The organism is Paenibacillus sp. AGC31, assembly GCF_057334655.1.
Genome location: NZ_JBHFJH010000005.1, coordinates 19321 through 31341, shown reverse-complemented (window position 1 = coordinate 31341; position 12021 = coordinate 19321). Strand labels below are relative to the sequence as shown.

At 48.1% G+C, this 12021-nt stretch carries 5 protein-coding genes; all 5 read right to left on the bottom strand.

Annotated elements, in window-relative coordinates; translation table 11 throughout:
* Window positions 1-8: 8 nt before the first annotated feature.
* Window positions 9-158, bottom strand: coding sequence for a hypothetical protein (locus ACE04G_RS03945; RefSeq protein WP_221820092.1), 150 nt, complete (start codon window positions 156-158; stop codon window positions 9-11).
* Window positions 159-379: 221 nt separating this feature from the next.
* Entirely contained in the window at window positions 380-7426 is a 7047-nt protein-coding gene (locus ACE04G_RS03940) for an InlB B-repeat-containing protein (protein WP_449003633.1), read from the bottom strand.
* A gap of 452 nt (window positions 7427-7878) precedes the next feature.
* Complete coding sequence (gene minD / locus ACE04G_RS03935) at window positions 7879-8688, bottom strand: septum site-determining protein MinD (protein ID WP_449003632.1); 810 nt, start codon at window positions 8686-8688, stop codon at window positions 7879-7881.
* A 314-nt stretch (window positions 8689-9002) separates the two neighbouring features.
* The gene (locus tag ACE04G_RS03930; RefSeq protein WP_221820107.1) at window positions 9003-9701 is read right to left on the bottom strand and encodes a response regulator transcription factor; all 699 of its coding nucleotides are present in this window, start codon (window positions 9699-9701) and stop codon (window positions 9003-9005) included.
* A gap of 4 nt (window positions 9702-9705) precedes the next feature.
* Window positions 9706-11856, bottom strand: a complete 2151-nt coding sequence (locus tag ACE04G_RS03925) for a sensor histidine kinase (RefSeq protein WP_221820109.1) — start codon at window positions 11854-11856, stop codon at window positions 9706-9708.
* Window positions 11857-12021: the final 165 nt, after the last annotated feature.

Sequence of the window (12021 nt, the reverse complement as noted above, 5' to 3'; positions counted from 1 at the left end):
AGATTTAATTAGCGCGTAATCGCCAGCCAGCTCTCCATGGATATTTTATAACGACCGGCATATGCCTCTGCATTCACCCGTATATGCTCTACTTTTCCAAGAACCAGATGATCGCTGCATCGACTCCACCAACGAAGCCGGAACCATATTGATGACAAATTCCCCCGTCTCTCGAATATTGAGGAGCGTGTCCTTCAAGATACCTTGGATGGAACATAATAAGCGTCAAAAGTTTGGTTCGAACCGCAGACTTGCCAGCTTGCACATTTCAGTTACATTGTGCTTTCCGACGCTTTTCCCTCGCCTTGCTAACGCAAAAAAAAGAGCCTGCTCCCTTCGGAAGTAGACTCTTCTTATACTTTTTGATTAACATCTTACACTATTGCAACTTATGTTTCCTCACAACTATTTTTCCTGAAACTTCCTCTCTATAAATCATATACAGGTTGCCGTCTTTACCCCTAGCGAAACTCAAAGTGAGCGGACTAGCTATGGAAAAACCTTCTTCGCCAACTTTGATCCACGCACTTTCGTACTTCACTACGGTTGCCAGTTTCTCATTTGATCGATCATCATAAGAAACATAAGGAACACCGTAGTCGTCAACAGCGAGTCTTAACCTTCTATAATCGGACGTCGGTACCCTGCCCTCACCGACCTTTTCCCAATCCGTCCCGTTGTAGCTCGTCAGAACCCAAGAGCCAGGCGTTGAGTAAAGGACATAGGGCACGCCATCAGGAGCAACCGCAAACTCTGCTGGTTCCACAAGAGCTCTTACTTCTACGAGACCCAAGTTGCCGATATGCTCCCAAGCTTCATTCTCATATTTCGAAACTGTGATACGTGAACCTCGTCCGTTTATAGCAGGATTCCCTCTATCGATAAATTCGGACACATCGTTCATTACATATGGGATATTGTTTCTATCAAATTGGATAACTGGATTAAGCGCCTTCCCGCCAAGACTATCGCCGCCAGTTACGGAAACCCAACTATTCCCTTCGTATTTAACCACTCTCATTTCATACTTATTGCTGCTAATTAAATGATTATAAACCAGATAAAGCACGTTATTTTGGTCAAACGCAATATTTGAACCTTCCCCCGGAAGAGATCCGTTGCGGGCTATATCTTCCCACTCCGTGCCGTTATACTTCTGCACATATACGCCTTCGCCGCTGGACGAAGTCTGGTAAAGATTGTCCTCATTGTCAAAGACAAACCGCGTATAGCTCAACTTGTCACCCGTGCCTTGGTAGATGTTCTTCCACACGCCTCCTTCATATTTGTCCAGGCGCAGGTCATTCGATCGATAAGAAGCATACACCGTACCCTCACTGTCGGTTAACACTTGATAAGTTGTACTGCCTTCTAACAAACCACCTACGTTGAACCACGGTGTCACTGACCATTTTGCGTACAAGGTAAGGGATGCCGTCACTTCCGTGTCGAAATCATAAGCTTGCGTTCCGGCAATGTCGCTGTACCAACCATCGAACTTATAACCCTCCCATGTTGGCGTAGTCGGTACTATCGCTTTGCCGCCGGGGCTTACCATTTGGTTCTCTACATCCGACCCGCCGTTGCTGTCGAAGCTCACCGTGAGCTTGTTGGATGTCCACTTCGCGTATAATGTTAAGTTATTCGTCACTGGTGTCGTGAAGCTGTAAGCCTCGATCAGACCTGCATCACTGTACCAGCCGTTAAAAATATACCCTTCCTTTGTTGGAGCGGCTGGCTCTGTAGCTGTTCCGTTGTATTCCACCGTCTGGTCATCAACCACCGAACCTTCATTGCTGTCAAAGGTCACTGTATAGATCGCTGTCCATTTTGCGTACAACGTGATGTTTGTCGTCACCGATGTTGTGAAGCTGTAAGCTTGCGTACCGGCAAGGTCGCTGTACCAACCGCTGAACACATAGCCTTCGCGTATCGGTGCGGTAGGTTCTATAACCGTATCGCCCTCGTTCACGGACTGGCTGCTCACCAATGATCCGCCATTACTGCTGAAGTTCACAGTATAGCTGTTCTTCGTCCACTTCGCGTAGAGCGTTATATCTTCCATAACTCCTGCTGTAAAACCATAAGCAATCGTCAAGTCTATATCGCTGTACCAACCGTTAAACGTATAGCCTCCCCGTAAAGGAACGCCAGGAGCGGAAGCCACAGCGCCTTCGTTCACCGTTTTGGCATCTACGATCGACCCACCATTACTCTCAAAAGTCACCGTATAGGTATTCGGCACATAAACCGTCCACTTTGCGTACAACGTAAGATCCGTCGTCACTACTGCTGTTGTGAAGTCGTAAGGGGTGATCAGATCAATGTCGCTGTACCAACCACTGAATACGTAACCTTCGCGCTCCGGAGCGACTGGAGCTTCAGCCCTAGACCCTTCGTTCACCATCTGGCTCGTTACTATTGAGCCTTCGTTACTCTCGAAGCTCACCGTATAACGGAGCAGCCACTTCGCGTACAATGTAAGATCACCCGTCACCGGTGCCGCGAAGTCGTAGAGAGTCGTCAGGTCGCTGCCGCTGTACCAACCGCCGAAGACATAACCTTCATTTGTCGGTTCAACCGGTGTGCTGACCAAACTGCCATACCCTACCGTCTGGTTCTCCACTTCTTCCGCTCCGCCATTGCTGTTGAAGCTCACCGTATAAGCGTTCGTCGTCCACTGCGCGGTGAACATAATGCTTTCCCCAGGCATGGTTGTCGGAGGAGTTGGTGACCATCCTGTGAAGACATGCCCCTGCCAGATCGGTGTGCCCAGATAGAGCTGCGTCGTCGCTCCAAATGGAACTTCTACAACTTTGGTCTCTTGGCCGGAACCATTGTAATCGACCGTCAATGTATGAGCATCACGCTTATAATACAGCTTCAGAACCGTTTTTCCATTGCCGGTTATCTGACTTGTTAACACCGTTCCGGGAATATTTTCATCCAGTTTAAACCCAGCATAGGACCTTGGAGTTATATTCGTCAGATTGGCTTCTGTATCGGTAGCTCCGCGATACGTTTCCGTATCTGCCACCGTATAGGTGTCACTCGCCATATTCTGCTTCAAATACACGACTTGGTAAGGCGTATCTTCTTTGGCTGTCCATATTGCGGTATACTCCGTATTCGAAGTCGGCATCACGCTTGGCGCCTCCGGCGACCAACCGGCAAACGCATAACCCGGTCTTGTCGGCACCGGTATACGCCCCTCGATATTTCGGCCGGACGGTTCGGTTAAGGTGCTGCGCGGAGAGCCCGGATAGCTCAAATTAAAAGTGATAGTCGGACTCGTCGGATAATACTCAACCCTTACGACCGTCGAACCATCCCCCTTGATCAGGCGTCCGTATATTTCTCCGTTCGCATAACCTCGATCCTTGTATCGGTCAGAGTTGATGCGAATCTCCGTATCGGTCGTTCCTGTCAACAGTTCCTTATAATCCGGCGTAGTCGAAATCGACTTTCTTGTATTCGGGTCTATCAAATAATGCTCCACTGTATATGGCGTATTCTGGTTCGCTGTCCAGTGCGCATACAGTTGGTAATCATCCTTAGGCATGCGGCTCGGAATCGTTACCTTTGTTCCCCCTGTAGCTGCCGTATACCATCCGTCAAATGTATAGCCCGGATAGACCGGAGTAGGCACATTAACCGTTGCATTATAAACAAATGGAAGAACCTGAGTCGCGTTGCCGTTTCGTGGATCCAACTGGAGGATATATTCACCCTCCGTAACGCGCCACGTCAACGGTATCGTGCGCTTGAGCGTACGAGACGTGAATGAAAGCGGCGATCCTTTCCAAGTGATGACCAGATTACCCTTACTTACCGGAAGGCTGGTATTCACTACTTCGACCTTATTCGTACCCAAGTTATACCTGAAATTCGCATTGTCTACGTATATATCGAACCTTGAAGCACCAAACGCTTGAGTATCGGTATCGCCTGTTTTCAAATCGAACATACTCATCGAGAGCATCGACTGCGGTACATCAAGGGATGCCGCAACACCTGCCAGACCAAGCAAAAGATTCTTATCCTGCGGATAAGCGAAGTCGGAGACGTTGTATTGTTCACCAATCGTATATAGTGGCCACTCTTCATCAACCAGCCCCACGCTGCCCGAGAGCGCTCCATCACCCAACTGGGCACCGAGTTCGACCTCCAAATAGATACCGATCTCAACAAACAGAGCACCTAAAGACTTTGTAGATCTTACCCCGTTTGTATTTGTCAACTGATAGTAGAAGTAACCCCATAGATTGATATACACACCAGGTTCTACGGCAAGTCCAATACTATTTAATTTGACACTGCCAATCCCCGCTTTGACCTCCATATGAATGCCGGCTCGCAACCCGAGCGTCCCCATCACATAGAAGGTGAACTGGTAATCGCCGTCTCCCGGCAAGCTGACCGTATTGCTCGTACCACTAAAACTTAACACACGCAAGGTCACCGAGTAGCGCTTCGCCATCTTGTAGTAGAAATCTGCACCCATCGTTAAGTTAACCTGAGCACTGACTACAAACTCTGCTTCAAATTTGACTTCTACAATCCCGTAAGCCACGCGCACACTTTTTTCAAAGAGCTCTTTCTTGACCAAAGGAACCCATTCCGTATCTTGCTCCAACATCTCTTGGTACTGTTCTTTCAATTCCTCCGTATCCACAGAGGTACCTTGTACACCATCCATAGATGCTTTGATCTGTGTGGCGATGTCCTGTACCTGACCTAACCTGCCAGCTTTTTTCTCTCCGGCCCAGTTATTCAGTGCAGCCTGCAACTTATCGTGTTCAATGAGGGCCATCTCTGCTGTAATATTAAGCCCGGTATAGCTATAGGCATCCAGATTGGCAGTGATCACATAATCGTCGATGCTATACCAGTAAGGGATTCCCCACTTTTTCAGCCAATGCCCTTGCATATCACCATTAATGCCGAGATCCAGGCTCATTTCTTGAACGAATGTACTAGTCATATGGATAACCAGATCGCTGTCTTCATTAATATTCACGACGATATCGGCGCCAACTTGCAGTGTGGCGCTGACGCCGGAACTTCGGCCGTTAATATTCTTCAGTTTCGTCCCGAGTGAGGCAACGACCGTCAGGTTCTCTACGCTCACCCGGCTACTTTTGCCCGAAGCCAGGGAAGACTGAGCCTTGATCTGCTGAATTTCTTTCAAATCCTTGATATCCTTCGTTTCCATAGCTAGATCGGATAGATAATCTGCGGCTTGATCGACGAATCCGCTGTCTCTCGCTTGCTGCTCGATCTGCTCTTCAAGCTCCGCGATCTGCTCTTCCGATAACAGATCTTCGCCGTCAATTGCTTGCTTCTGATAGATGTTGAAGACATTCTCAATATCTTCAATCGTGGCGTCAGTATATTCGATGACGTCCATCTCAGCTTCAGGCGTAATCGAAGTGATACGTCCGTACCCAACGGTCTCAAAACCTGTTTCGGCGCCGAATTCACCTTTATAGAACCCGATAAAATCACCCACATCCACCGTGGTTAACTCATCCAAGCCGAAAGGCTCATACATGCTGTCGCTGTAGTTCATCTTGGTATGCTCAACTGTGATGGAGTTGTTGTTCGGATTTCCATCTGTGTCCGCTTGCTCACTCACCGGCAGAACATCCGCCTTGAGCAACACTTGCTTGATATCCGCATGATCGTAGGTATAGGTGCTTCCGTCTACCGCCGTAATCTGGACATAGGCCACATCGCCGTCGTCAGCGTCGGTGGTTTCTAACGTGCGTTGATCGGGACGAACCCCTTGATAGATGGCGACTGTATTGCCGACTTGAATCACGGTGCTGCCGGAATACACGAACGTTCCACTGCTCGCATTCGCCTCGGCAAGCGCATTTTCGCTACCGCCCACCGTCGTGGCAACTACCGAAATCGCTGGTGAACCCACCTCTGTGCCATTCAGCATCATATCCGTGACATCCGTGTACGGAAGGTAGATCATGTTCGGGTTCAGCGGAATGTCTAAAACCTCTTGCTTAGCGACACTAAACACGTAGATGCTTGTCGTCTCGTCTTGTCCTTGGAAGGACAACTTGTCATCCGTCAATGTAAGTTGATACGTATTACCTTCGACGAATTTTCCGTTTTCGGCTGCAGACGCTACCGTGAAGGCCCCGTTCCCGCCAGTGACGGTAATACCTGCGAAGTCGGGATTCGCCGTGTCTGTGAACGTCATACCCGCTTGGACCTCAGGTACTGTCAGATTGCCTGATGCATCGTGTACTGCAATCGTGAAGTCCGGTGCCACATCCAGCACCGAATAGCTTGGTGTGCTCTGTACGGCATTATCTATGCTATCTGTATACTTCGCATACAACTTCGTATCCGCACTTATCGCACTATCCTCTGCAAAGATGAGCGAGAAATCGCTATCTGTAAACCATCCTTGGAATATATATCCTTCTTTTGTTGGAGCCGGCAGGTTATTTAGCACCTGGCCTTTTCGTACCGTCTGCGCAGCAATCGCCGTGCCTCCGTTGCTCTCAAACGTGAGCGTATACGTAGTGGAACCCGTGCCGGGGTTACCCCCGTTATCTCCAGGCGTTCCTCCACCACTATTACCGCCGGGTGACGGCGTTGGCGTTGATGTCACCGGCGATGTCGGTGTTGGTGTCACCGGTTGTGCCGGTGTTGGTGTAGGCGTAACCGGCGTTTGATTCTGATTTTTCCACGCCTCTACAACCGCGTTGTTGCGCATGAAGAGAACCGCTGCTTCCGCGCGAGTCGCTTGCACAAGCGGGTTGAAGTTACCCTTTTCATCCCCGGTGAACACCCCGGCTTGCCACAGCTTGATGACCGCGCCAGCCGCCCAAGGCGATACATCCGCGAGATCGCCCGGCTCTGTCGTGACCGGATTTTCGGTCTGATAAGGAATCTGTTCGCTTTCGAAATATCGCAACGTCATCGTTGCCATCTGCTCCCGGGATACAGTGGCATTCGGCGAGTATTTTCCTCCGCCCGTACCGTCGGTAATTCCTTCCTTAACTGCCCATTCGACATATGGGGCATACCAACTGCCCGCTTGTACATCAGCAAAGCTAGAAGTAGAATAAGCTCCTGTATCTACCCCAGCCATTCGTCCGAGCGCTGTCACATACATGGCACGCGTCATCGTCCCTTTTGGCGAGAAGGTGCTGGCAGTCGTGCCACTAAATATCCCCTTCTCCTGCACCTGGATGACCGCATCGTGGAACCAGTCCGTCGGACTCACATCCTGGAACCCACTGGATTTGGTTACTGCTGTCTGCTGCATCGGCAGTTCAGCCGCTGCCGCCGACTGCGCCGGAAATACGGGCACAGCAGACACTATTAAGCTGATAAGCAGCATCCACAATAGAATCTGTGAGCTCAACTTCCACAACCGTTTTGTTGCTTTCTTCACAATCATTCATCCCTTCTATGTATAAAACTAAAGAACCGACTTTCTAGAACCTGACAAAGAGCAGATTCATCATGGTTAAAGACACTTTCGTTAGGCAAAACTCAATACTCTTCTTGCTAACAACCGCAATGTAATGGATGCAGATTGGCTAATTCTATCGATTTTTCTCCTCGAATTCTATCATGCTAAATGAGCCGCTTGTGAATTATAAAGAAAACTTTAAGTAAGCAACAACTTGCAAGCGAGAACATCATCAACCAGCATCCTCGTAAATGTCTAAACTGGGAATCTGCTCAAGAAACCTTCATGGAAGCACTGTCTCACTCGGCTGGACAATCCGTCATATTAAAAAGGATGGGCAATAGGAGACTCCCCCTTGCCCAACCTCGGTATGCTAGTCTGTAATTCATTTTAGATGATTCGCGTCTAAACAATTCATATACCAAATTCGACTATATCGAACTACTCTCCCCCCAGCGCAGTCTTTGAGAAAGCGAAAAAATACTTCTATGCTTCTTGGATTTTAATGAGATAAAAGGCTCCTGCTGATTCTTCGCCACATTGTGGGCGATGTGCCGGAAGCGCAGTCCGTTTTCAAGCTCGGGATCAAGCGCAATCGGGATTCCTTTATGTACGGAACGTATAACTTCTACATCGCTATAGATCACGCCAATCACACCAATATTGAGAATATCGATGATATCCTCCATCTTTACCGTTGTCGAAGGGGTTTCCTGTCCGTCGGCCATATTAATGATGAGCTGTGGAGGAGCCGGAATCCTATCTTCTAATAATCCGATTACACGATCCGCGTCCTGAAGCGACGTACGATGAGGCGTAGTAACGACAATAGCCTCATCTGCCGCTAAAGATGTATTCCAGAATCCATTTTCAATGCCTGCCGGCGAATCGATCAGCACATAATCATAACCCTGGGCTATTTGCTGCACAACCTTGCGAAACACTTGCGGATCATCGTGATGCATCACGTCGTTACTACAGGAGATAAAGAACAAAGTGCTGATTCGCTTGTCTTTGACGATTACTTGATGCAAAGCACAACGACCGGTCAGGAAATCGGAAATATGATAGTTTACCTTATTGCTCAAACCAAGCGGGATATCCAGATTTCTCAATCCAAAATCAGCGTCAATCAGGCAAACCCTGTTCCCCGATAAGGCAAGGGCAGTCCCCAGATTAGCCGTCACCGTCGTCTTGCCAACTCCACCTTTCCCTGATGTGATACATATAACTCGTGCCATTGGAGCCACTTCCTTCTTTAAGTACTAATGCGGGACAGCATGACAACTATTTCTTCACGTGTAATCGTTATATTGGACACTGTGATTTTATCATGGTGGATTAGCCTATTTGAGAAACCTAAAGAAAACTTTAAAATCGTGCTCACAATGCAAATCATTTTGAAGAGGATGGAAAAGCGCAGACTGGTGTTGAGGAATTCAATATCTTGAGTCGATTACGAAGCTAGTGGAAAGAACAAAAAATGGGCCAATAGCGTCAGTTACTGCTCCAACGCCATTTACCCATTTATAATAGACTACCCTTACTGCTATATTCATGCTTGTGATGTACTGTTAGAAACCAGCATATATCCGCTCCCCCGAACCGTAATGATTCGCTCGGGGTCGGCAGGGTCAGACTCAATTTTTTTGCGTAAATTACTGATATGTACAGCAACCGTTCTTGTATCCTCCAGACTTTCCATTCCCCAGATGATTTGAAACAACGTATCGACACTGACGACACGATTTACGTTTTGTGCCATATAGGACAGCAGACTGAATTCTTTTTTCGATAAAGAGATAGGCATACTCCCCATGTTGACGGACTGCGTGTAGAAATCCAGTGTCAAACCCGGTAACTCCAGCAGTTGTTCCCTTCTGCCCGTTGCTACTCTGCGAAGGTGCGCCTTGATCTTGGCCATGAGCACTCCCGGACTGAACGGCTTGGTCACATAATCGTCGCCACCATAGGATAATGCGCTAATTTTTATTTCGTCTTCCTCTTGACTGCTCAGAAACACAATCGGCGCACTGGTGAGATTACGCGCATTCCTGCACCAGTCAATGCCGTTTTCATTAGCCAGCAATATATCCAGTACAATCAAATCGGGCTCGAACGATGCAAGCAGTTCCATCGCTTCTGTCCCGCTATGACTGCAGGTGGAGATAAACCCCTCCCGTTCGCAATACACCTGAACAATCTCGCATATATGAGGATCATCATCGACGATCATTATTTTGTGAGTGTCCATCCCATCATCCCCTTCCTTCATTGCCGATACAAGGAAGCGTTACATAGAAAGTCGCCCCCATCTTACCGTCGCTCTCCGCTCGAACTGTCCCTCCTTGTGCGAGTACGATTTCTCTGCAAATCGCTAGCCCTAGCCCACTGCCTTCTATTCCATTCCCCAAGCCCGGCCGATCGTATCTGTAATTACGTTCGAAGATTTGCTCAAGCTGATCCGGAGGAATACCCATGCCAGAATCCTGTATGCTAATGATCGCATGGCGAGTATGATTTATCTCTTCCACAGCTAGTGCAATACGCACCAGCCCTCCCCTGGAGGTGAACTTCATAGCGTTCGACACTAGGTTAAATAAGGCCTGCTCTATTCTTTTCGCATCCATCTCGACAACTGGCAAAATAGTTCGTCTATCCTCGGTATCTCCGATATCCAGTATGAAGTCTAATCCTGCGTCGCGCACTACCAACTCATATTGTTCAAAAAAACCATGCAAGAAAGGAATCATCTGAACCGGCTCCATTCGGTACGAGACCTGTCCGGTCTCCAAATGAGACAAGAAGGTCAGCTCCTCGATCATACGGTTAATCCTTATCGTGTTCTCCCGGATGTACTTCAGATATTGCTCATTACGTTCCGGCTTGACCCTGTCCTGTATAGCTTCTACATATCCAAGCATGCTGGACAGCGGCATACGCAGATCATGCGTAATGTAGGCAAGAAGCTTCTTCCTCCCTTGCTCGGAGTGAAGCAACCGGTCATACGAAGTGCGGAGATCATCATGAGCTGTAGATAAGGCCTGAGTTCGCTCCTGCACGGTCCGTTCCAGATTCATATTCATTTCGATCAGCTTGTCGTTAACGTCCTGCAACTCACGTGATATTTTCTCCTCATTGGATGCTGTCCTCGTAAATCTCGAAGAAAGCAGAACCATCTGTGCCATCGTAAATATCAATAAGCCAAGCGGGGATGTATTTCCGATCAGCGACCAACCGTTGTAATATAAAAAATCGTTGACAACCGTGACCAAAGTAACCACCGACACCAGCAGGAAGATCAGCGCTCCCTCCATACGTCGCACAGCCGCCTGAACCAGCCCGATCATCAGATAAATCATATGTAGAACTACCATCACACCGATTACCAGCAAAAATTTTGTATATATAATTGCAGGGGTTACCACTACAAGGATACAGAATGCACCAGTTACGATCCGGGTGCCAAGACGAAACCATCGCGACACATAATTCGGAAAAATACAATCAAAATACATGGTGATGATATAACCGCTGAGGCAAAGAATCAGATATTCGATCTTGAACTGCGATTCCCAAGGAAAATGAGGCAACCATTGTGTAAAGATAAGTTCGCCGTTGAACAAGGATCGAATACCAAGCAGTACAGTAAACAGGCCAAAATATAATGGAGCTTTATCCTTACGTCGCAGCATGAACAACAGCAGATTATACAAACCGATCACTAGCAAACTTGCCGTGATGAACATATCCCTGGCAAGATTCAGATTGGTCTTGGTCGTTAGTACGTCACTGCCACCCAGCTCGATATCCTTGGTAATGCCGCCCCGATGATGTTGGAAGTTGGATACTTGCATGACCAGCTCTAACGTGTCGCTTTCAGGCTGAAAATACACCAGCTTTGTTTCCAGATGCGGGGTCACGTGGTTCTTGTCCTGACCTACCTCACCAACTTCCGCCAGCAGCTCGCCATTCACCCATAATTTGTACGCATGAAAAATGCTGGGCAGCCGCAGAGTAAGCCGCTCGTTTCGATCCTGCTCGCTTAGTTTAATCATCAGTCGATAGGTTGTATAGCCTGTACCACTCAGCCGCTGACCTTCTAACGGATAGCCTAGCCAGGAGCTCGGGATGCTGATCCAGTGGTCCTGATTTCCTTCCCTTGCCGAACGAACCCGTATGTCCTCAGGCGACAGTAGCTCTTGCCAGTAGAACGACCACTCCCCTGTTAACTTTTGCGGATTCGTACTGAGCTGAACCTGCCTTAAATCCAGAATACCTTTTTCACTTTGGAACTTAGGAGAGTCCGGCTCAGAGAGGACGACATAGCCTGCAACCAAGCCAACAATAACGGCAACAACGATATAAAACCACACCTTACGAGAACCGACTCGGAGAATTCCCCTCATGATGAATCCAACCCCAATCTCTAAAAGCGCAATAAGTAAGTTTATTTATCCAAATGATATCATCATTACAGGAGAATGTACCCTGCAAATTTCTAGGAAGAGACAAGAACAATCATCACGATGAAGCCCTTTTGACGACGCACGCTTAGCTGGACACACCCACAA

Excerpts from the sequence above, each read along its gene's own strand:
- minD (WP_449003632.1), bottom strand. The coding sequence starts at position 8,688 with ATGGCACGAGTTATATGTATCACATCAGGGAAAGGTGGAGTTGGCAAG.
- ACE04G_RS03930 (WP_221820107.1), bottom strand. The coding sequence starts at position 9,701 with ATGGACACTCACAAAATAATGATCGTCGATGATGATCCTCATATATGC.
- ACE04G_RS03925 (WP_221820109.1), bottom strand. The coding sequence starts at position 11,856 with ATGAGGGGAATTCTCCGAGTCGGTTCTCGTAAGGTGTGGTTTTATATC.